Origin of the sequence: Desulfosporosinus acidiphilus SJ4 (assembly GCF_000255115.2) — a bacterium.
In the GTDB taxonomy this organism is placed as follows: Bacteria; Bacillota; Desulfitobacteriia; order Desulfitobacteriales; family Desulfitobacteriaceae; genus Desulfosporosinus; species Desulfosporosinus acidiphilus.
Window position 1 is genome coordinate 3,793,167 of sequence record NC_018068.1, and the last position, 21,230, is coordinate 3,814,396.

Sequence of the window (21,230 nt, forward strand, 5' to 3'; positions counted from 1 at the left end):
TCAAAATTGTTGCACGGATCGCATTAAAGAAGGCTCGGCTTGCGCCGAGCCTCGCTAGGGCGGAAGCCGTCAGTTTTTCTACATCATCGTCACAAAATGACCAAGCGTCTCTCCAATGATTAGCCTATGTAAGAGATCGCCTGAATTTGCTTTCGCTTGTATGCAAAAAAAAGGGCTAGATCGCTCCAGCCCATTTTTAACATTAGATCGAACGACGATCGCGAATCCGCGCCGCCTTTCCGGATAAAGAACGTAAATAGTAGAGCTTAGCCCGACGCACAATACCTCGGCGAACCACCTCAATTTTATCCAAACGAGGGGAATGCAAGGGAAATGTACGTTCTACCCCTACTCCGGCAAATACACGACGAACCGTAAAGGTCTCTCTGATACCGCCGCCTTTCATGGCGATAACAAGTCCTTCAAACACCTGAATACGTTCACGAGTTCCTTCAACAATACGCACATGCACACGTACTGTATCACCCGGACGGAAGTGAGGAAGATCTTTCTTCATTTGCTCTTCTTCGATCATGCGAATATAATCCATTATTAAATTACCCCCCTTCCTTGCCTAGATGTTCATGCACTGTGTTTACAGCGAGCGGACCATCCCTTATAGACAATTTATCTTATCATAACCTGGATAGTTATGCAACTTCCATTATAAAATGTAATAATTCTATCGTTATTTATAATAAATCAATGACCCCTTAAGCGGTCCAGAATAATTGCCACAGCTGAACGAACCGATAAATGATTATATTCCGTAGGCCCATAAATAGGTTCAAGAATTTGATCCATAGCTTCCATGTCTTCCTTTAATAATCCCCAGCCCGTTCCAAACAGCAAGAGAATGGGGGTGTCCGAGGTTTCAATGTCCTTGCGCAGTTGGGCATAAGAAACTGTATTGGCATATTTTCGAGCATCAGTAGCTACCCTCAAAGGAGCCACGCCCTGTTCGGCCTCAATCTCAGCGTAAACTTCAGCTAAATCTGCAGCGATTTTCACTCGTGAAAAGGCCTCTTGGCGGTCAGGATTATATTCAGCTCCATAACCATCTTGCCAAAACCCCATAATCCGCTTTGCCAACTCACGTTGAGCTTCAGCAGGATGTACGACATAGTAGCGTTTAATTCCATAAGTCGTCGAACTGCGAGCAATATCATGTAAATCTAAATTCGTAATTGATGTTGCAACCGTTTCCATATTTTTATTGTAGACTGGTGCATGGATTAAAGCCAGATATATATCCGCCACGACATTTCCTCCTGATCTTCCATTGGAACTTATCATTGCCAAAATCTTATCGATGTATATGTAGGCGATTTCAGAACATTGAGATCGTCCAGCTAAAGCTGAACCTCGGGGCTTCGTGGGGATACATGTTATCCCTGCCAGGCCGGATAAACCCTAATAACTCCTCTGTATTCCAGAGTGAAATTATTTCAGACCCTTTATACTTCTCCGCCTTCTTTTAGGCAAAGGTCTGAAAGGTTCCCATTTTTCCCGCCACTCTGCCATTTCCGGGTATTCGAGAACAAGTTCTTCCAAAATAGAATAGTCCTCAGCCTCAAAATTAATACCCTTAAATAAATCGGGGCGCCTCAAAAAAGTGCGCCGAAGGGATTCTTTTCGCCGCCAACGTTTAATCAGCGCGTGATGACCGGAGAGCAAAACCTCAGGAACCAGTCGCCCCTCAAAATCAGCCGGTCTGGTATATTGGGGGTATTCTAAAAGGGCAGTGCTATGGGATTCTTCCTCAATAGAAGTCTCCTCTCCCAATACGCCGGGCACCAAGCGGGCTACGGCATCCATCATAACCATAGCAGCCAGTTCTCCCCCCGTTAGGACATAATCCCCTAAAGAAGCTTCCTCATCAGCCAACTCACGTATCCGTTCATCAAACCCTTCATAATGTCCGCAGATAAAGACTAATTCTTCATATTCCGACCAACGTTTTGCCGTCGTTTGGTGAAAAACCTGCCCTTGAGGAGACATCAGAATTGTCCGCCGACGGCCATGTGCCGGAGGCAAATCCCGCATGGCTGCATAGATTGGTTCAGGCTTCAAGACCATCCCAACCCCACCGCCATAAGGAACATCATCGACGTTTCGATGTTTACCGGCAGCATAGTTTCGAAAATCCACAAACTCAAATTCCAAATACCCTGCCGCCTGGGCACGTTTAAGAATGCTTTCGCGAACCGGCGCAAACATCTCCGGAAATAAGGTTAAAACAGTCATTTTCATTGACATCAGCTAGTCCTCCAACAAACCTGGAGGAAGGGCAACATCCATACGCCGACCTTTGACATCCACTTCTTTTACGACACTTTTTAAAGCTGGGATGCATAGTTCTCCCTGCTTTCCTTTGACAATATAAACATCATTGGCGCCGGTTTCTAGGACTTGAGATAAAACTCCTAAATAAGTATCCCCTTCATAGACCTTCATTCCCTCAAGCTCGAAATAATACCATCCTTCTTGCAGAGGAGGAACTTCCGAACGGTCTATTCGCACTTCCCAGCCGCGAAACTTCTCCGCATCTTCAATACTCTCAATTCCCTCAACCAAGAGCAGAACTTGATCCCCCTGAACGCGGGCAGAGATAACTTTAAAGCGCTGATTTAATTCGCCCTTACACAGGATCACTTCCTGAAGCTGAGAAAACCGTGACCGGTTCGACGTAATCGGATAGACTTTCATCGCCCCATTAACCCCATGAGGACGCAAAACTTCTCCAACCAACACTTCATCCATTCCCCATACCCCCTTTCATTTTTCAATCTAAAACATTAAGAAGGGCCCAAAGCCCTTCTTAACATCATTGATCAATGTCCATATGAACTCGGCGACCATCTTTAACGGCAGCGGCTTTCACCAGCGTACGAATTGCGTTCGCGATCTTCCCTTGTTTTCCAATAACTTTACCCATGTCTTCAGGAGCAACAGTAAGCTGCAGATGAACGGTCTTATCTGTCTCAGACTGTGCAACAAGAACCTGGTCAGAATGATCGACCAACGCCTTCGCGAGGATTTCAACAAGTTCCTTCACAGGAACCACCCCCCACACTACTCTTAGTTCTTGGACTCATGGAATTTTGTTAAGATACCAGCTTGACTTAACAAAGACTTAGCAGTATTTGAAGGCTGAGCTCCCGTAGAAAGCCATTTTAAAGCCTTTTCCTCGTCGATATTTAAAACGACAGGGCTCTTTGTCGGATCATAATAACCGATTTGCTCAATAAAGCGTCCATCACGCGGAGCTGAAGACTCGGCAATTACCATGCGATAAAAAGGATTCTTTTTCGCGCCGATACGGCACAAACGAATTTTCGTAGCCATCTTTTCACCTCCTTTACAGAATACCCAAACTTATAGGACCGTAGTCCCCGGCTCGAACAAACTCATATTGCGACTCAGACGCAGGCCGGAGTACTTCTTCGAAGCAGACGGTGCACATTTTTGTGCTGTCACCCATAAAACTTCGTCGTTCCCCGTCCCAAGCTCAGGACGCAGTATGACACGAGCGCGAAGTCTTTACGTAAGCAGCTCAGCAAACTCCGTGAAAGCGACTCCAGACCGGGGCGGTGCACAGGGATGTGCACCGCCGCCATAGCGCCATGGTCGCCTCCCGCCATCCTTGGCTTCGGCGACACTAGGCCATCCATGGCCGTCGGACGGCGCTTATGGCGGGAACCCCGCACCCCAAAGACAAGAGCTTGAACGGTACGTATGACGGAGCGCTGTGTCATACAAGTCCTCAGAAGCCCCTGAAGCCTGCTTTCTTGCCGCCCTTTTTGCCCTTCTTACCCATTCCGAGCATTCCCATAGCGCCGGAACCCGTCAGCTGCTTCATCATCTTTTGCATCTGTTCAAATTGCTTTAAGAGCCGCCCAACTTCCTGAACGCTTGTTCCGCTCCCTTTAGCAATTCTCTTTTTCCGGGAATCTTTGATAAGGGCAGGCTTCCTGCGCTCTTCAAGAGTCATTGAGCGTATAATCGCTTCAATATGAGCGGTATCTTTCTCATCAATTTTTACATCTTTTAATTGTTTTCCAACCCCCGGAATCATTTCCAAGAGGGAAGACAAGGGACCCATTTTCTTCATTTGCTGCATCTGGTCAAGAAAATCATCAAGGGTGAATTCCTGCTTGCGCAGCTTCTGTTCCATTTCCTTGGCTTTTTTCTGGTCAAAAGACTCTTGAGCCTTTTCGATCAGGGTCAGAACATCTCCCATCCCCAAGATCCGAGATGCCATACGATCCGGATGGAAGGGTTCAAGTGCATCCATTTTTTCCCCGGTGCCGGCGAACTTAATCGTGCACCCGGTAACCGCTTTAATAGAAAGTGCCGCTCCACCGCGAGTGTCCCCGTCTAACTTCGTGAGAATAACTCCGTCAAGACCAATCTCTTTATGGAACGATTCAGCAACGTTCACCGCATCCTGACCGGTCATAGCATCAACCACTAAGAGGATCTCGTGCGGTTTGACAGTGGTTTTAATGGCTCTCAGTTCATCCATCAATTCTTCATTGATGTGCAATCGCCCCGCCGTATCGATAATCACAACATCTTGCCCATTTTGATAAGCATGTTTAAGACTGGCAAGTGCAATATCAGCAGGAGGTTCCTGTCCCATAGAGAATACAGGTACCTTTATCTGTTCGCCTAAAACCTCCAATTGCTTGATGGCAGCAGGGCGATAAATATCACAAGCCACCAGCAAAGGATGCTTTCCCTGCTTCTTGAGCATATTAGCAAGTTTTGCCGCATGAGTTGTTTTCCCGGCACCTTGCAATCCTAAAAGTAAAATCACAGTAGGCGGTTTCGGTGCAACGAGGATTTTTCCTGTTGCCCCTCCCATCAGATCAATCATTTCTTCGTGGACAATTTTAATGACTTGCTGTGCAGGTGAAAGTGATTCTAAAACATCTTGACCAATGCAGCGTTCTTTAACCTTAGCAACGAAGTCCTTAACTACTTTAAAGTTAACATCCGCCTCAAGTAAAGCAACTCGAACTTCTCTCATTGCTTCGTTAACATCGGCTTCCTTTAAAATACCCTTTCCCTTGAGTTTCTTAAATGTTTCTTGGAGTTTGTCGCTTAATCCTTGAAACATGCTCTGTGTGACACCTCCTGTGCCGTCGCCTCGTAAACCTCAGTTCAAGAGCAACTTACTCTCAAATATCAAATATATCCTCAATCCTGACACCGATTTGGCAGTGACGTTCCCAAGCTTCATGACTGGAAAAGTCCTTCTCAGTTAACCCCCGCATTAAGCTTCGCACCTCTGCGAGCTTCTCGCGTTCCTTCCAAAATCTGTGTACAAGTCCTAGCTTCTGTTCGTATTCTTCAAGTATTCTCTCCGTACGCTTGAGTAAATCGTGAATAGCTTGGCGGCTGATATGTTCCAACTCAGCGATTTCCGCAAGCGAAAGATCCTGTTGGTAATGCAGATCCCAAACATTTCGCTGCTTTTCTGTAAGCAACGGTCCGTAGAAATCGGCGAAAAGAGCCATAGTGGCTAGTTTCTCCATATCAAATCCTCCTGTAAAGTATTTTTACTTTACAATGGAATAGTAGACTAAAACCAACGATTTGTCAAGAACCTAGATTATCCATTCAATTCCTGTGCGATTCTCTTGGCTCGTATTTCCGCTTCCTGACAAACCTTATTAACATCTAGGGTTAGGATTTTCCGTTCTTCCATGATTACCTTTCCGTCCACCATCACCGTTCGAACGTCGCCTGCATGAGCAACGTAAACTAAATGAGCAGGAATAGAAAAACGGGGATAAAAATGAGGCTGATCCATATCGACAGTGATAAGATCTGCCTTAAAACCGGGAGCCAACATACCAACGTCTTCAAGACCTAATGTTCGAGCACCCTTGACAGTGGCCATCTCAAGCACCTTATAAGCTGGAAGGGCAGTAGAATTCACTTGAAGTTTTTGCTGAAATGCAGCTGTGCGCATCTCTCCAAAAAGATCAAGATTGTTATTGCTTGACGCCCCATCGGTCCCTAGCCCCACGACGATTTCTCGGTCAAGCAGTTCGGTAATGGGAGCAGTTCCACTATTTAACTTCATATTGCTTTCGGGATTGTGGGCTATACAAACATGATTGCGAGCCAAAATATCCATATCCTTTGCAGTTAAATGCACACAGTGAGCTGCCACCACATGACCTCCAAACAAGCCTAACTCATCCAGCCATTCCACGGGAGTCTTCCCATATTGCTCCTGAATCATCTTAATTTCGTCAAGGGTTTCTGCCACATGGATGTGAATTCCCACACCCAGGCTATCTGCCTGAGCTTTAACTCTCTGCAAGTATTCTCCGGAACAAGTATACGGGGCATGGGGTCCAAACATGACCTTCAGGCGTCCTCCGCCGGCCCCTTGATATTGATGAAACAAATCACCGGCTTCTTGCAGGGCCCGTTCACCATTGGGGCCATTGCCAATAAGTCCGCGGGACAAGACCGCACGAGTCCCTGCCTGCAGCACTGCTTCAGCGACTTTCTCCATCGAGGCATACATATCAAGCATGGTGGTGGTTCCGGATCGTATCATTTCACAAATTGCTAAGGCGGTTCCCCAATAGATATCCTGCTCCGTCATCTTATCCTCAAAGGGCCACACTTTTTCGTTTAACCAGGGCATAAGAGGAAGGTCATCGGCATAACTCCTAAGCAAGGTCATGGCTGCATGGGTATGAGTATTAATTAAGCCGGGCATTACAACATCATTCGGCAAATTAAAAACCCGATCAGTTTTAAAGTTCTCAGAAACCGATCCCTCTGCGCCGACAGCAACAATACGATCGTTTTCAATACAAATTTCCCCGTGGGGATAAAAGACATCAGGGCCAGTCATAGGCAAGACCATGGCCCTAATTAGAATTCTTGACAAGATCTATCACTCCTTACCTTGCGCCTATCGCCCTATGAACGCACCATCAATTTAAGGAGGTTGACCGAATATGGTGCCGTAACAATCCCTTTCTCGGTGATGATGCCTGTGATATATTTTGCCGGAGTGACGTCAAAGGCAGGATTATAAACACTGACTTCATCTGGAGCCATAGGAACGCCAAAACATTCTCTCATTTCTTTAGCCGCTCTTTCTTCAATGGGAATCTCTTGACCGGTTGCTACTTTTAAATCAATGGTTGAGGTCGGAGCAGCAACATAAAAAGGAACTTCATGGGCTTGAGCCAAGACGGCTAATGAATAGGTCCCAATCTTATTGGCCGTATCTCCATTGGCGGCAATACGATCCGCACCAACAATCACCAAGTCAACCTTACCTTGCTGCATCAGAAAGCCCGCCATATTATCAGCGATTAAGGTCACAGGAATTTTATCATTCATGAGTTCTAAAGCCGTAAGCCTGGCTCCCTGCAGCAAAGGCCTTGTTTCATCAGCATAAACGCGAATCGCTTTGCCGGATGAATGGGCTATGCGAATGACACTTAGAGCCGTTCCATATTCCACCGTTGCTAAAGCTCCGGCGTTGCAATGGGTCAAAATATTACTTTTCTCCGGAACGATCTCATTTCCAAGTTCACCAATCAATCGGTTCATACGGCGATCATCTTCCGCAATATTATCCGCTTCCTCGATCAGTGCCTTACGAACGTCATCTAAATCTTCTATTTCCCGGCTTTCACGCAAACGATCTTCCATACGGCGCAAGGCCCAAAACAAGTTGACAGCTGTAGGGCGAGTTTGAGCCAGACGTGTCTGGACAACCTCCATAAAGTCTTTTAATCCCTCTCTGTCTCCTTTGTACTCAAGTGCTCCCAGTACATATCCATAAGCCGCTGCCGCACCTATGGCCGGCGCTCCACGCACTTCCATAGTTTCAATAGCTTCGGCAACTTCCTCATAGGATACAGCATCCCGGTAGGCTGTTTCTCTAGGTAGCTTGGTCTGATCTAATATTCTCAAGACATTTCCCAGCCATTCGATTGATTTCATCATCCCACCGCCCTTTCTAAAACTTACCAACTTCCTGATTTGCCGCAGGACACCAACAATTCTGTTCAGGGGACAAAACCTCAAAGGTTGCCTGAAGAAGTCGCGCGGCCTTCTCTCCCAAAGTTTTTAAACTTTCCGTCACTTCTGCGTGACTAAGTCGATGATCAGAGATTCCAGCGGCTTCATTCGTGACCATTCCGATAGAAGCATAACACATCCCAAGTTCTCGGGCCAAAACCACTTCCGGGACGCTCGTCATGCCAACGACGTCCGCCCCAAGTTGTTGAAACATCCGTATTTCCGCAGGTGTTTCAAATCTTGGCCCTTCCGTACAAACATAACATGCCCCATCCTTAACTACAATCCCGGTTTTTTCTGAAGCAGCCAAAACATCCTGCTTCAAAGAAGAACAATAGGGTTCAGTCATGTCGACATGAAGGACTCCCTGATCTCCACCTTCATAATATGTTTGGGGACGACTTTTGGTAAAATCTAAAAACTGACTTAAGAGAACCAATTCACCTAAATGATAATTCCGAGACAGAGATCCAACTGCCGCCGTCGCCAATATCTTGCGTACCCCTAAAGAATGCAGGGCCCAAATATTGGCTCTGTAGTTTACTAAGTGAGGAGGGGCAGCATGTCCACGACCATGACGACTTAAAAATACAATTTCAAGTCCCGAAAGTTTCCCGACCATTAGCTGAACCGTTCCATAGGGAGTTTCCACCGCAAGCAAACGTTGGTCGCTTAGGATGAAATTATCAACCCCCGTACCCCCAATTAAGGCAAACCAACTCAGAATTATCCCTCCTCAGAGCTGCCAAAAAGAGCCTCGGCAAAGTCTTTAGGAACAAAGGGACGCAAATCTTCCATACCTTCGCCGATACCAATCCATTTCACCGGAATTCGTGTTTCCCCCTGAATTCCTAAGACAACGCCGCCTTTGGCCGTCCCATCGAGTTTGGTCAATACTATACCGGTAACCCCAGCAACTTCCTGGAATAACTTAGCCTGCTGTAAAGCATTTTGGCCTGTTGTGGCATCTAAAACAAGAAGTACTTCATGAGGCGCTCCCGGGATTTCCCGCTCAATGACACGTTTAACCTTACGAAGTTCCTCCATAAGATTCACCTTATTATGGAGCCGGCCTGCTGTATCCACAAGCACCACATCCATCTCGCGAGACTTGGCAGCCTGAACCGCATCATAAGCAACAGCTGCCGGATCAGCCCCTTCACGCTGTTTAATTACCTCAACCCCGGAACGTTCTCCCCAAACCTCCAATTGATCAATAGCCGCCGCCCTGAATGTATCCCCGGCAGCCAAAACAACACGTTTCCCATCCAGTTTAAAGCGGTTCGCCAGTTTCCCAATGGTCGTTGTTTTACCAACCCCATTAACCCCAACCACCAAAATAACACTCGGGCCACGCTCGGCGAACGCAATAGTTTCTTCTTTCCCTAATAATTCTACGATTAACTCTTGCAGAACCTTAGTTAACTCTTGAGGGTCAGAAATCTTACGCTGCTTCACCTCTTTACGCAAACGTTCAACTAACTCCATAGAAGTGTTTACTCCGACATCCGAACGAATTAAAACTTCTTCCAATTCCTCATATAACTCTTCATCAATTTTTTTATAGCCAGTAAATATTTGTTCAACCTTTTCAACAAAATTTTGACGTGTTTTCGTAAGACCAGCTTTAAGCTGAGAGAAAAAACCTGCCAAACAATACCACCCTCCCATGTTGTGGTTCGAATTCACAATTCCCAGATAAGAATATAAAAAATGAACGGTATTACTCATCTTGTATGTCGCTTTTGCTCAATTCATGCCAAAACAAAAATACAAATGAAGTGTTTACCATATATACCATATCTTTACGTAATCAAAATAGCAAGTACAAAAGTTGACAGAAGGAATCAATCAAGGTGAACTGAGGACAACAGACAGTGGGGCAATCCCTTAAACGCTTTCTTCTGAAAACGGTACAACATTAAACCAATTCCTATAAGATAACTCAAAAAGCTCCCTTATATTCAAATACTCAAGCAAGAACTGCTCTCCATCTTCCTTATCCTATATTCATCTTGTTGATGATCCACATTTATGCACCATCTTCTATACTTAAAGTCTTCCCCACTTTTTCACTCCGATGCTCCATGGCATGGATACTCTGCCACAATACGAATTCTTTATCTACATACGAAGAACTCTTTCTTTTGATGTCTTCCACATATCGACAGCGGAACCTCAACCCATGACTCGAAGTTCTCCTCATTCATCTCCTGCTTTCGTCGTCCTCCGACCCAAGACAGGAACGCAGCGTGACACAAGGGCGAGGTCTTTACAAGAGCAGCTCAGCAAACTCCGTGAAAGCGACCCCAGACACGGGGCGGTGCACCGGATGTGCACCGCCGCCATAGCGCCATGGATGGCGCTTATGGCACGATAGTCTCCAGTGGAGACTATCGCCGAAGGCGGGTTCTTCAAAAAATACTATCGCCGTAGGATGAACCCCGCTCCCCAAAGAAAGAGCTTGAACGGTAGTTTGCTCTGCGAGCGTATGACCGAGCCCGGTGTCACGCAAGTCCCTCTTCCTTCTCATGCAGCCGCACCGAAAGCAGCTTGGATACCCCGCTCTCTTCCATGGTAATCCCATATAAGATATCGGCCGATTCCATCGTCCCTTTGCGGTGGGAAATAACCACAAACTGAGTTGAATCTGAAAAGCGGTGAAGATACTCCGCGAACCTCTGTACATTAGCATCGTCCAGGGATGCTTCTATCTCATCTAGAATGCAGAACGGCGTTGGTTTTACGCGTAAGAGAGCGAACAAAAGAGCTATGGCCGTCAGGGCTCTTTCTCCCCCGGAAAGCAACGAAAGCAGCTGGGGCTTTTTCCCCGGCGGCTGAGCCACAATCTCAACACCAGTTTCCAAGAGTTCCTCAGGTTCCACCAGCGACAGTTCGGCATTTCCGCCATTGAAGAGTTCCTTGAACACTTCCTGAAAGGCGGCATTGACTGCATTAAAGCTTTCCAGGAATCGTTCACTCATTGTCTCATCAAGTTCACTGATTAACTGGCGCAAGGTCTGATCTGCTTCGATCAGATCCCTCTGCTGGGAGAGCATAAATTCATGTCGTTCCCGCAGTTTCGGGTATTCTTCGATAGCCGCTTGGTTAATAGGGCCGAATTCTTCAATCTGTCGTTTTAACTCTTGAACTCTTTTCCCGATCACAGCCCTCTCTTCTTGAGAAAGATACGTTACTGCTTCCTCCCACTGAAGTGAAAACTCCTCTTCCAAGCGGGCCAGTCCTGTATGGCATTCAGTTTCCCAGCGGACGATCCTAAGATCATTAGCGTGCAAACGTTGTTCATAGTCGTGGACTTTTTGACTCCGGCTGTGCATCTCTTGTTCAAGGGATTGGGCTTGGGCCAAGAGACCTTCTCTCTCCTGCCTCCGCTTCATTAAATCGTATTGCAAAGACTCTTGGACCTGGGCATGCTCCTCAAGGGTTTCATTTAACTCTGACTGTTCCTGGTCAACCTTCTGAAGATTATTTTGGAGTGATACTTGGTTAAGTTTTTTCTGTTTAAGACTTTGCTCGCTTTCCTGGAAAACAACTTTTTCCTGCTCAATTTGCTCTAAACACTGGGCTAGTTCTTGCTCCCACTTGGCTAAGCTTACTTTCTCCTGAGTCAAGTGTTCTCTGCTAAGATCGAGCTCCTCGGCAGCAGTTTGTGCTTCTTGCTCCCTTAGGTTAAACTCTTCGCGCAAATGGCGGGCATTTGCTTCCGCCTTCTCTAACTGTTCCGAACTGTCCTTTAACCTCAAAGTAATCTCGTCTATTTCAGCCAAAGTTCCCTGTTTACGCTGGTTTAACCCCCGCAGCTCGTTTTCAACCCGGCGTACCTGGTTCGAGACATTATCAAAAGCTGTTTTCAGCATGACCTCTCGTTCTTTTGCCTGGCGCTGTTTCTGACTTATGGCTTCAAGGTTCCCTTGCAGTTCGCTTTCTTGACCTTCTAAGTTTTTAAATTCCTGCTCTTTATCCCTATAAACTGTTTCCAGTTTAATTAATTCTAAACGCAGGGTTTCAATTTCACGGGAACGCCCCAGCAAATTTCCGCCTTTGCGCTGAATGCTTCCTCCAGTTAAAGAGCCCCCAGGGTTTACCTGGTCGCCTTCTAAGGTGACAATTCGCAGCTTATACCCCGAGGCCCGTGCAATCCGGGTTGCAGCATCCATATCGCTGACAACCACAATACGTCCCAACAAAAACTCCATGGCTGCCCGATACTTGGGATCATATTCGACTAAATTAACGGCTATTCCAATAAATCCCGGATCACTTTCCACAGCTTTGGCAAGGCTTAATCTATTTCCCTGAATCACATCCAAGGGAAGAAACGTAACTCTGCCCAACTGATGTGCTTTTAAATAAGCAATCGCTGTCTTAGCTGCCTGCTCATTTTCAGCGACAATATTTTGTAAACCTGCCCCCAGAGCAGTTTCAATAGCAATTTCATGGCTTTCGCGAACGGAAATCAGGTCAGCCACTGTCCCGCAGAGTCCCGATCCCTCTCGAATCCCTTTTTTCTTGGCGAGCATAATTTCTCGCACCCCGCGCTGATATCCCTCGAGGGAATCTTCCAAGGTCTGCAGCGCTTGCAGCCGGGCACGAGTTTGATCGATTCTGGTTCGCTGTCTTTGCAGTTCCGTGACTTTCTCTTGGCGAGACCTCTTTAGGCTTTCCAAATCCGCCTGAAGCCGAACTCTCTCGTGCTGAAAAACTTGAGCTTGCTCCTGCAGCTGCAGAAGTTCCTGATTTTGGGCTTCAGATTCCTTTGTCAGAGATTCCAGCTCTTGCTCCTTTTTAGCTTGCTCATTCTGAATCTGCAAAAGCTGCTGCTCCAAAGAAGCTAAGGAATGGCGCATGCCGGTGAGAGCATTGGAACAGTTCGCTTGTTCGGTCATTGCTTCAAAAAGATCAGCCTTTAAACGGTCAATCTCTTCCTTCAATTTATGATCCCGGCCGTCCGCTAATTTCAGTTCTTGTTCAGCAACCTTATGCCGGGATTCCTCTATGGTTAAGCCTAAAACCGCCTGTTTAGCCGCCAAGGTTTTTCGACGCTGCTCCAGTTGACGAAGTTTATCTTCACCTTCACTAACCTCTTGAGATAAACGTTCGATCTGCTCCTTAAAATTCTTAGCCCGTTCTAAGCGCAGGCTTTGCTCATGTTTTATCGTATTATAGGCCTGTTCAGCCCTAAAAGCTTCTCCCTGTTTCGCCTGAATTTCTTCATCAATGGTTTTTAAATGAACTTTTTGCTGCAAATCTTGACTTTCAATTTGACTCAGAAGGGTTTGTGACTCAATTAAGCTTTGTTTCATTGTTTCAGAATCCTGGGTTGCCTGTGTCAACTTCTTTTTGACATCCGCAACATCTAAAACGACAGCCTGAATCTCAAGTGACTTTTGTTCAGCCATGAGAGCAAGACTTTGTTCGGCCACTTGGGCTTGGGCAGCCAGAGGAATCAGTTGTACTTCAATCTCCTGAATAATATCTTCAAGACGCTGAAGATTCGCAGTAGTGGCATCAAGGCGCTTTAAAGCCTCTTTCTTCCGATAGCGGAACTTTGTAATCCCAGCCGTTTCTTCAATCAATGATCGACGTTCTTCCGACTTAAGATTTAAAATTTCCTCAACCCGCCCCTGCCCAATGATCGAAAATCCTTCCTTACCGGCACCGGTATCCATAAATAACTCTTGAATATCCTTCAGGCGGCATGAAGCTTTGTTAATTAAATATTGTCCTTCCCCATCGCGATAGACACGCCTAGTTATCGTGACTTCGCGAAAATCCAAGGGGAAAATTCCTGTTTCATTATCAAAAATCAGAGAGACTTCTGCCACTCCAACGGGTTTGCGCTGAGTACTTCCTGCAAAAATCACGTCTTCCATTTTTGAGCCTCTAAGACTTTTAGCGCTCTGCTCCCCCAAGACCCAGCGAACCGCATCAGCTACGTTACTTTTTCCGCTGCCGTTGGGGCCCACAATGACACTTAGTCCATGACCCAGTTCTAATTTAACGCGATCAGCAAACGATTTAAATCCTTGAATGTGAATTTCCTTCAAGAATACAGGGAAATTCTCAGGACTCATCGTTTTCTTTCCCCCAATTCTCTAAGACCTGTTGGGCAGCATGCTGCTCCGCCTCTTTTTTAGTACGCCCTATTCCTTTTCCCATCAAATTCCCTTGAAGAAAAACGCCTGCCGTGAAGGACTTATTGTGATCCGGACCTTCCTCTACCAAGATTTGGTATCCTACTTCAATCTCCTGTCGCTGTGCTTTTTCTTGCAGCATCGTTTTGTAGTCACCATAATTTCCTTTGGCAACTTCTTCAATGGGGGGTTTGAGCATTTCTAAAATAACACGCCGTGCTTCTTGAAATCCATATTGTAAATAAATCGCGCCAATGACGGCCTCCCAGGCATCGGCTAAAATTGAGGGTCTTTCCCGACCCCCGGAAACCTGTTCTCCCTTCCCCAGCAAGAGCTCTTGACCCAAACTAATGTCACGAGCCTTGTGGGCCAAGGTCGTCTCATTGACGACAGCAGCTCTCATCTTGGTGAGTTCCCCTTCCGGGCGGTCAGGGTAATTCAGGTATAAATACTCGGCAATCACAAAATCTAAAATGGCATCTCCCAGAAACTCCAGACGTTGATTATTCTCCCTGCCGAACTGCGGATTTTCAAAGACATAGGATGGATGAGTCAGAGCCGTAATAAAGAGTCGATTGGGAGGAGTATCCAATCCCAATCGTTTCGCTAAATTAAGTCCTAGTTCTTTTTTGCCGGGAGCAAATCCATATCGTTTCCGCCCCGCTTTTCCCTCCGGCTGAGAAGAGGTATTCGTCGAGTTGTGGTTCTTTTGTCCCATAGATCGAGATCTCCTTACCAAGTTATTCGGCAAATCTTTTCAAGACAACCGTTGCGTTATGCCCCCCAAACCCTAAGGAATTAGACATTGAAACCTTGACCTCCTGGTGACGAGCTTGATTAGGAACATAATCCAAGTCACATTCCGGATCAGGCTCTCCGTAATTTGCCGTAGGCGGAATTGCACCGCGATCTATGGCCAAGGCACAAATAATAGCCTCAATGGCTCCGGCAGCTCCCATTAAATGTCCCGTCATAGACTTCGTTGAACTGATGGCTAATTTTGCAGCAGCGTCGCCAAAGACGGTTTTGATAGCCGCAGTTTCAGTAGAATCATTAGGCCCGGTACCCGTTCCATGAGCATTGATGTAATCCACTTCACTGGGACTCAAGCAGGCATCATCTATCGCCATTTTCATAGCCCGTGCTGCGCCGTCACCACCGGGAACCGGAGTCGTTATATGATACGCATCAGAAGTACTGCCATAACCTGCAAGTTCGGCATAAATCCGTGCCCCGCGAGCCTTGGCATGTTCTAAGGATTCCAAAACCAGAACACCGGCACCTTCGCCCATAACAAAACCGCTGCGCCGCTTGTCAAAAGGCCGGCAGGCTTGCTCCGGGTTTTCCTTTTCCGTGGACATCGCTTTCATGGAACAAAAACCGGCAAAGGCCAGAGCAGTTAAGGGAGCTTCAGTACCCCCGCATAAAACAACATCTGCCTCTCCGCGCTGAATCTGGCGCAGGGCCTCTCCTACCGCATTGGTTGCTGAAGCACAAGCTGTAACAATGGTCATACTTGAACCTTGCAGCCCAAACTCAATGGATAAATGTCCTGCTGCCATATTGCCGATTAACATAGGAACAAAAAAGGGACTTACTCTGCCGGTGCCCCGGTTCATCAGAACCTCCTTTTGTTCTTCAAAGGTAATGACTCCGCCGATTCCGCACCCCATCACGGCCCCGGCACGTTCCTTATTGACCTTTTCAAAATCAAGTCCGGAATCCTGAACAGCGAGTTTTGCGGCAGCGATGGCAAATTGGGAAAAACGGTCCATATGGCGGCTTTCTTTTTTATCAATCCACTCCGTAGGTTCAAAGTTTTTAACTTCTCCCGCAACTTTCGTCGACAGCGTAGAAGTATCAAAACGAGTTAACAACCCGATTCCTGAGTTGCCTGAAATTAAATTATTCCAAAATTCGTTAAGTTGATTGCCAACGGGAGTGATAACGCCCATTCCCGTGATTACTGCACGATGTTTCAACTCTCTTCCTCCTTAAGCCTCTTCTATACCGGCTTTGATGTTTTCAAAGATTTCATGAACTGACTGAACTTCATTAATTTTGTGGACTTTGGCACCGGAAAAAATCAATCCCTCTTGGACATCGCCTTGTTGTGCCTTTATCAAACGGCGCATAATGCAGAAGTTCCCCTCACAATGTTTGAGGCAGAGACTGCATCCATTAGGCTTGACATCACTATGATCCTCCAGAGCTTTCGTGAATGGATTTCTAATCCCCCTGCCCGGTAAACCTACCGGACTATGAATAATTACAATATCCTCTTCCTTGGCCTTGATCATTTCGTTTTTCCATTCTGCAGCAGCACTGCTCTCTTTACTAACAGCGAAACGGGTTCCCATTTGCACGCCGTCTGCTCCGGACTTCAGCATTTCTGCCACACCATGCCCGTCTGTAACCCCTCCTGCACCAATGACAGGAATATTCACAGCAGTAATAACTTCCGGAAGGATTTCGTGGATTGAACGATCCGTTCCAAGATGGCCGCCGGCTTCTGTTCCTTCAACAATAACAGCGGCTGCCCCCAATTTCTCGGATAACTTAGCCAATTTGGCGGTAGAGACTATCGGTACCACCGGAATGCCCTTTTCCTTACCCCATGTAAACATATCTCTTGAGAATCCCGCCCCTGACACTAAAAGGTCAATTTTTTCCTCAAAGGCGGCATGAACTAACTGAGCAAATTCACGCACGGCAAACATTATATTGACTCCAATAATCCCTTTCGTACGCCGGCGAGCTTCACGAATTTCAGCGATTAATTCTTCCACAGACAAACCGCTGCCAGCAATGAGGCCAATTCCACCTTCCTCAGCCACAGCGGCTGCCAGGGGGGCCATAGATATGCGAACAGCCATTCCTCCTTGAATGATTGGTATTTTTGCAACTAAATCTGCGATATGAAGTTCGGGTATTTTCACAATGCTTCCTCCCGTCAGTTATACCCCTTTGCCTGGTATAATGAAACTGAATCTATCTGATCTCTCTCCGAAGTTATTACGATCTGCGGAAAAAGCAAACTCTCTAAGAGAAAGCCCCGCAACTTTGTACGGGACTTTTCGTTATTATTTGTTTTCTTTGATGTAATTGACTGCATCCCCGACTGTCCGGATTTTTTCTGCTTCTTCGTCCGGAATATCCATATCGAAGGCCTCTTCCAGAGCCATAATCAATTCAACGATGTCCAAAGAATCGGCATTCAGCTCTTCAAAGGAGGTCTCCTGGGTAACCGTTGCTTCGTCGACCCCAAGTTGTTCGACGACGATGGCTTTCACTTGTTCGAAAACTCCCATGGTGTTTCTTCACCTCCTCTCACAGACTAAATTTACGCACTTGCACTTACATTTCCATACCACCATCAACGCATAAGACTTGACCCGTTATGTAAGATGATTCCGGTGATACTAAAAATCGAACAACTTTGGCAATATCCTCCGGCTTTCCTATGCGGCCTAAGGGGATTCCCTGCAAAATCTCCTGCTGCACCCCTTCAGGTAATGTTTCCGTCATATCCGTACTAATATACCCCGGGGCAACAACATTGACTCGTATTCCGCGAGAGGCAAACTCTTTAGCCGTCGCTTTGGACAAACCGATGATTCCAGCCTTGGCTGCCGCATAATTTGCTTGACCGGCATTTCCCGATATACCCACAACTGAAGAAATGTTAACAATAACACCGGACCGTTGTTTAAGCATTCCTTTACTGACAGCTTTTGTACAGAGAAAAACCCCTTTGAGATTCGTTGCCAAGACTGCATCCCAATCCGCTTCTTTCATGCGAAGCAGTAATCCATCACGGGTAATCCCTGCATTGTTGACCAGGATATCAATTTTTCCGAAATGTTCAAGAGAGGTTTGCACTAAGCGATCAACATCTGCCGCTTGACTTACATCCGCCTGTACGGCGATGCTTTCTCCTCCTGCCTGGCGAATTAAGGCGACGGTTTCCTCCGCCTTTTCAGACCGTCCTGCATAATTTACAACAACTTTGCTACCTGCAGCTGCTAATTCAAGGGCGATAGCTCGTCCGATTCCCCGACCGCCCCCTGTAACGATAGCTACGCTTTCATTCAGCACCATTTTAACGACTCTCCTTCAAATATGCAAGTGACTTTTCCAAGCTCTCCTTATTCTCAACACGAAGAAGATTGACCTCGGGAGCTATTTTCTTGACGAGCCCGCTCAATACCTTGCCCGGACCACACTCAATAAACGTATCAACGCCTGAGTCTACAAGATAGCGCACCGATTGTTCCCAGCGGACAGGTCCGCTCACTTGATCAACTAAGGACTGTACGGTGCGTTCGGCGGAAACAACCTCCCCGGCGTCAATATTGGCAATGACCGGGCAGATAGGAGGAGCCCACTGAACCTGCCTTAAAACCGAGAGCAGTTCTTCTCCCGCTTTCCTCATCAGAGCGGAATGAAACGGCCCGCTGACCGCCAGAGGCATGGCCCTTTTGGCTCCCAGCTCCTTAGCAACTTCAATGGCACGCGTTACCGCCGTTAATTCACCAGAGATAACCACTTGCCCAGGACAATTAAAATTTGCCGGAGCAACGACTCCTAAGTCTGATGCCCGCTGACAAGCCTCTTCTACTTTTTCAGCAGAAAGCCCCAAAACAGCTGCCATACCTCCTCCCGCAGGAACTGCTCTTTGCATCAGTTCTCCCCGGCGTCTCACAACTCTGAGCGCCTCTGCCAGTGTTAAACTGCCTGCAGCGACATGAGCCGAATATTCGCCCAGGCTATGACCCGCTGCATAATCGGGCTTAACCCCAGCTTCCTGAAGCTGCAGCCAAGCCGCAACGCTGACAAGGAGAATCGCCGGCTGAGTATTCGCCGTCTGCTGCAATTCCTCTTCAGGGCCATTTTCCAAAAGTTCCAGGAATTGATCGCCAAGAACCTCTCGGGCCGTTTCCAGAGCCTTTTTCCCGCTTGAGGTTTGAAATAATTCCTTGCCCATCCCCACGTATTGAGAACCCTGGCCTGGGAAAATTACTGCTAATTTGGCCAAAACTCATTTCACCTCTTCCCGAACAACGCTGTAAGACGTGAGAATTCCTTTTCTGCCGATTGCATGATATCTTTAATAATCATGGCAGCAGGTTCAATCTTTTCAACGGCTCCCGCAATCTGGCCTGCCATGATTGAGCCGTTCTCTATATCTCCTTCAACCATAGCTAAACGAAGCTTGCCTTGGCCAATCCTTTCCAGCTCAGAAACAGGCATCCCTGCCTTTTCATATTGTGCCAAGTCTCGCGTAAACCGATTATCCAAGCAGCGAACAGGATGACCTGTTGATCTCCCGGTTATCACCGTGGAACGATCCTTCGCCTTGATTATTTTGTCCTTAACTAGTGGAGAGATGGTGCATTCCTCAGCGCACATAAAGCGGGTCCCCATTTGAACCCCTTCCGCACCGAGAGCCATAGCAGCAACCAGTCCTCGGCCGTCAAAAATCCCGCCTGCCGCTATTACAGGAATATTTACCGCGTCCACAACTTGGGGAATCAACGGAAAGGTAGCAATTTCTCCGATATGTCCGCCGGATTCCATACCCTCAGCAATCAACGCATCCGCTCCAGCCTTCTCAAGGCGCTTAGCTAAAGCTACAGAAGCGACCACCGGAATTACCTTCGTCCCCACTTCTTTAAGTTCCGGAACATATTTTCCAGGATTCCCAGCTCCGGTGGTAATAACAGGAACCCTCTCCTCAAGAATCACCTGCATAATGTCCTCTAAAAACGGAGACATCAGCATCACATTAACGCCAAAGGGCTTACGCGTAATCGCTTTTATTTTGCTGATTTCCTGACGGAGCCAGTCAGCGGGGGCCTGCCCCGAACCAATAATTCCCAAACCGCCTGCTTCGGAAACGGCAGCGGCTAACTCTCCGGTGGCGGTCCAAGCCATGCCCCCCTGAAAGATCGGATATTCAATTCCAACTAAATCGCAAATTCTCGTTTTAAACATACTATTTTCCCACTTTCGTCCATTTCAAAACACAGGCTCCCCAAGTCAATCCGGCCCCAAAACCAACCATGACGACAACATCGCCTTCATGCAGCCGTCCGGCTTTCACCGCTTCATCCAGGGCTACGGGAATGGAAGCAGCCGACATATTCCCATATTTATCGAGATTGATGACCACTTTTTCAGGTGAAATCCCCAAGCGCTTAACCGATGCCTCGACAATTCGTATATTGGCCTGATGGGGAACAAGCAAATCTACATCTTCTTTAACTAACCCTGCTTTTTCTAAAACACTGACTGATACGTCCCCCATGATGCGTACGGCAAATTTATAAACTTCCTTACCTTCCATCTGAATGGTATGGAGATTATTCTCCACCGTTTCCCTGCTTGCCGGATGCATAGAACCGCCGGCGGTTTGGGTCAGCAGTTTGCCCCCTGAGCCGTCAGACCCTAACTCAAAGCTAAGGAATCCATAGCCCTCCTCTACAGGCCTGAGCACCGCAGCTCCTGCGCCATCACCAAAAAGAACACAGGTACTGCGGTCATTCCAATTAAGAATTTTGCTCAAAGTTTCGCCGCCGATAACAAGTACAGTTTTATACAGGCCCGCAGCAATATACTGAGAGGCCGTTGTTACTCCATAAATAAAACCGGTGCAGCCGGCTTGCAAATCAAAAGCCGCTGCATTTTTTGCTCCTAAGCGGTCCGCCACTAAGCAAGAAGTTGAGGGAAAAGCATAGTCACCCGTCACGGTTGCTACAATCACGAGGTCAACCTCATCAGGACTTATCTTAGCATCCTCTAAGGCTCTTAACCCCGCCTGATAGCATAATTCGGATACCGGCATATCCTCGGGAGCAATATGCCGTTCCTTGATCCCCGTGCGAGTCACAATCCATTCATCATTGGTTTCAACGAGTTTCTCCATGTCTGCATTTGTTAAAATCTTATCCGGAACAAATGACCCTGTTCCCACAATTCCTACATTTCTCATGGCAAAATATC

The 21,230-nt window shown here is 47.0% G+C and carries 22 protein-coding genes; all 22 read right to left on the reverse strand.

What is annotated here, in order from left to right; genetic code table 11:
• Nucleotides 1–202 precede the first annotated feature (202 nt).
• Complete coding sequence (gene rplS, locus DESACI_RS17350) at nucleotides 203–550, reverse strand: 50S ribosomal protein L19 (protein WP_014828505.1); 348 nt, start codon at nucleotides 548–550, stop codon at nucleotides 203–205.
• Between the two features lie 152 nt (nucleotides 551–702).
• Nucleotides 703–1,260, reverse strand: coding sequence for an RNA methyltransferase (locus tag DESACI_RS17355; protein WP_014828506.1), 558 nt, complete (start codon nucleotides 1,258–1,260; stop codon nucleotides 703–705).
• A 183-nt stretch (nucleotides 1,261–1,443) separates the two neighbouring features.
• The gene (gene trmD, locus DESACI_RS17360) at nucleotides 1,444–2,253 is read right to left on the reverse strand and encodes a tRNA (guanosine(37)-N1)-methyltransferase TrmD (RefSeq protein WP_041276598.1); all 810 of its coding nucleotides are present in this window, start codon (nucleotides 2,251–2,253) and stop codon (nucleotides 1,444–1,446) included.
• Nucleotides 2,254–2,262: 9 nt separating this feature from the next.
• Nucleotides 2,263–2,763, reverse strand: a complete 501-nt coding sequence (gene rimM, locus DESACI_RS17365; RefSeq protein ID WP_014828508.1) for a ribosome maturation factor RimM — start codon at nucleotides 2,761–2,763, stop codon at nucleotides 2,263–2,265.
• Between the two features lie 64 nt (nucleotides 2,764–2,827).
• Nucleotides 2,828–3,058, reverse strand: coding sequence for a KH domain-containing protein (locus DESACI_RS17370; protein ID WP_014828509.1), 231 nt, complete (start codon nucleotides 3,056–3,058; stop codon nucleotides 2,828–2,830).
• A 23-nt stretch (nucleotides 3,059–3,081) separates the two neighbouring features.
• Nucleotides 3,082–3,348, reverse strand: a complete 267-nt coding sequence (rpsP, locus tag DESACI_RS17375) for a 30S ribosomal protein S16 (protein WP_014828510.1) — start codon at nucleotides 3,346–3,348, stop codon at nucleotides 3,082–3,084.
• Nucleotides 3,349–3,766: 418 nt separating this feature from the next.
• Nucleotides 3,767–5,125 (reverse strand): signal recognition particle protein, encoded by a 1,359-nt coding sequence (gene ffh / locus DESACI_RS17380; protein WP_014828512.1) that lies wholly within the window; start codon nucleotides 5,123–5,125, stop codon nucleotides 3,767–3,769.
• A gap of 61 nt (nucleotides 5,126–5,186) precedes the next feature.
• Nucleotides 5,187–5,543 (reverse strand): putative DNA-binding protein, encoded by a 357-nt coding sequence (locus tag DESACI_RS17385; protein WP_014828513.1) that lies wholly within the window; start codon nucleotides 5,541–5,543, stop codon nucleotides 5,187–5,189.
• 77 nt (nucleotides 5,544–5,620) lie between these two features.
• Entirely contained in the window at nucleotides 5,621–6,922 is a 1,302-nt protein-coding gene (locus tag DESACI_RS17390; protein ID WP_014828514.1) for an amidohydrolase, read from the reverse strand.
• A gap of 32 nt (nucleotides 6,923–6,954) precedes the next feature.
• A complete protein-coding gene (mtnA, locus tag DESACI_RS17395) occupies nucleotides 6,955–7,992 on the reverse strand; it encodes an S-methyl-5-thioribose-1-phosphate isomerase (RefSeq protein WP_014828515.1) in 1,038 nt (345 codons plus the stop codon).
• Between the two features lie 16 nt (nucleotides 7,993–8,008).
• Nucleotides 8,009–8,797 (reverse strand): S-methyl-5'-thioadenosine phosphorylase, encoded by a 789-nt coding sequence (mtnP, locus tag DESACI_RS17400; RefSeq protein WP_242833198.1) that lies wholly within the window; start codon nucleotides 8,795–8,797, stop codon nucleotides 8,009–8,011.
• Nucleotides 8,797–9,723 carry a signal recognition particle-docking protein FtsY gene (ftsY, locus tag DESACI_RS17405; RefSeq protein WP_085939236.1) on the reverse strand — a complete coding sequence of 309 codons (927 nt, stop codon included), beginning with the start codon at nucleotides 9,721–9,723 and terminating at the stop codon, nucleotides 8,797–8,799. Before ftsY ends, mtnP begins: the two co-directional genes overlap by 1 nt.
• A 619-nt stretch (nucleotides 9,724–10,342) precedes the next feature.
• Nucleotides 10,343–10,585 carry a hypothetical protein gene (locus DESACI_RS17410; protein ID WP_014828518.1) on the reverse strand — a complete coding sequence of 81 codons (243 nt, stop codon included), beginning with the start codon at nucleotides 10,583–10,585 and terminating at the stop codon, nucleotides 10,343–10,345.
• A complete protein-coding gene (smc, locus tag DESACI_RS17415) occupies nucleotides 10,578–14,165 on the reverse strand; it encodes a chromosome segregation protein SMC (RefSeq protein ID WP_014828519.1) in 3,588 nt (1,195 codons plus the stop codon). The genes DESACI_RS17410 and smc overlap by 8 nt, the downstream gene beginning before the upstream one ends.
• Nucleotides 14,155–14,943 (reverse strand): ribonuclease III, encoded by a 789-nt coding sequence (gene rnc, locus DESACI_RS17420; protein WP_014828520.1) that lies wholly within the window; start codon nucleotides 14,941–14,943, stop codon nucleotides 14,155–14,157. The genes smc and rnc overlap by 11 nt, the downstream gene beginning before the upstream one ends.
• Before the next feature lie 22 nt (nucleotides 14,944–14,965).
• Entirely contained in the window at nucleotides 14,966–16,207 is a 1,242-nt protein-coding gene (gene fabF / locus DESACI_RS17425) for a beta-ketoacyl-ACP synthase II (RefSeq protein WP_014828521.1), read from the reverse strand.
• A 12-nt stretch (nucleotides 16,208–16,219) separates the two neighbouring features.
• The gene (locus DESACI_RS17430) at nucleotides 16,220–17,164 is read right to left on the reverse strand and encodes an NAD(P)H-dependent flavin oxidoreductase (RefSeq protein WP_014828522.1); all 945 of its coding nucleotides are present in this window, start codon (nucleotides 17,162–17,164) and stop codon (nucleotides 16,220–16,222) included.
• Nucleotides 17,165–17,308: 144 nt separating this feature from the next.
• The gene (gene acpP, locus DESACI_RS17435) at nucleotides 17,309–17,536 is read right to left on the reverse strand and encodes an acyl carrier protein (RefSeq protein WP_014828523.1); all 228 of its coding nucleotides are present in this window, start codon (nucleotides 17,534–17,536) and stop codon (nucleotides 17,309–17,311) included.
• 46 nt (nucleotides 17,537–17,582) lie between these two features.
• Nucleotides 17,583–18,326 (reverse strand): 3-oxoacyl-[acyl-carrier-protein] reductase, encoded by a 744-nt coding sequence (gene fabG, locus DESACI_RS17440; RefSeq protein WP_014828524.1) that lies wholly within the window; start codon nucleotides 18,324–18,326, stop codon nucleotides 17,583–17,585.
• A gap of 1 nt (nucleotide 18,327) precedes the next feature.
• On the reverse strand, nucleotides 18,328–19,263 hold the full coding sequence (fabD, locus tag DESACI_RS17445; RefSeq protein WP_014828525.1) for an ACP S-malonyltransferase: 936 nt from the start codon (nucleotides 19,261–19,263) through the stop codon (nucleotides 18,328–18,330).
• An 8-nt stretch (nucleotides 19,264–19,271) separates the two neighbouring features.
• Nucleotides 19,272–20,222 (reverse strand): enoyl-[acyl-carrier-protein] reductase FabK, encoded by a 951-nt coding sequence (gene fabK / locus DESACI_RS17450; RefSeq protein ID WP_014828526.1) that lies wholly within the window; start codon nucleotides 20,220–20,222, stop codon nucleotides 19,272–19,274.
• A 1-nt stretch (nucleotide 20,223) separates the two neighbouring features.
• Nucleotides 20,224–21,219 carry a beta-ketoacyl-ACP synthase III gene (locus DESACI_RS17455; protein WP_014828527.1) on the reverse strand — a complete coding sequence of 332 codons (996 nt, stop codon included), beginning with the start codon at nucleotides 21,217–21,219 and terminating at the stop codon, nucleotides 20,224–20,226.
• Nucleotides 21,220–21,230 lie beyond the last annotated feature (11 nt).

Excerpts from the sequence above, each read along its gene's own strand:
- rplS (WP_014828505.1), bottom strand. The coding sequence starts at position 550 with ATGGATTATATTCGCATGATCGAAGAAGAGCAAATGAAGAAAGATCTT.
- trmD (WP_041276598.1), bottom strand. The coding sequence starts at position 2,253 with ATGAAAATGACTGTTTTAACCTTATTTCCGGAGATGTTTGCGCCGGTT.
- rimM (WP_014828508.1), bottom strand. The coding sequence starts at position 2,763 with ATGGATGAAGTGTTGGTTGGAGAAGTTTTGCGTCCTCATGGGGTTAAT.
- rpsP (WP_014828510.1), bottom strand. The coding sequence starts at position 3,348 with ATGGCTACGAAAATTCGTTTGTGCCGTATCGGCGCGAAAAAGAATCCT.
- ffh (WP_014828512.1), bottom strand. The coding sequence starts at position 5,125 with ATGTTTCAAGGATTAAGCGACAAACTCCAAGAAACATTTAAGAAACTC.
- DESACI_RS17385 (WP_014828513.1), bottom strand. The coding sequence starts at position 5,543 with ATGGAGAAACTAGCCACTATGGCTCTTTTCGCCGATTTCTACGGACCG.
- mtnA (WP_014828515.1), bottom strand. The coding sequence starts at position 7,992 with ATGAAATCAATCGAATGGCTGGGAAATGTCTTGAGAATATTAGATCAG.
- smc (WP_014828519.1), bottom strand. The coding sequence starts at position 14,165 with ATGAGTCCTGAGAATTTCCCTGTATTCTTGAAGGAAATTCACATTCAA.
- rnc (WP_014828520.1), bottom strand. The coding sequence starts at position 14,943 with ATGGGACAAAAGAACCACAACTCGACGAATACCTCTTCTCAGCCGGAG.
- acpP (WP_014828523.1), bottom strand. The coding sequence starts at position 17,536 with ATGGGAGTTTTCGAACAAGTGAAAGCCATCGTCGTCGAACAACTTGGG.
- fabG (WP_014828524.1), bottom strand. The coding sequence starts at position 18,326 with ATGGTGCTGAATGAAAGCGTAGCTATCGTTACAGGGGGCGGTCGGGGA.
- fabK (WP_014828526.1), bottom strand. The coding sequence starts at position 20,222 with ATGTTTAAAACGAGAATTTGCGATTTAGTTGGAATTGAATATCCGATC.
- DESACI_RS17455 (WP_014828527.1), bottom strand. The coding sequence starts at position 21,219 with ATGAGAAATGTAGGAATTGTGGGAACAGGGTCATTTGTTCCGGATAAG.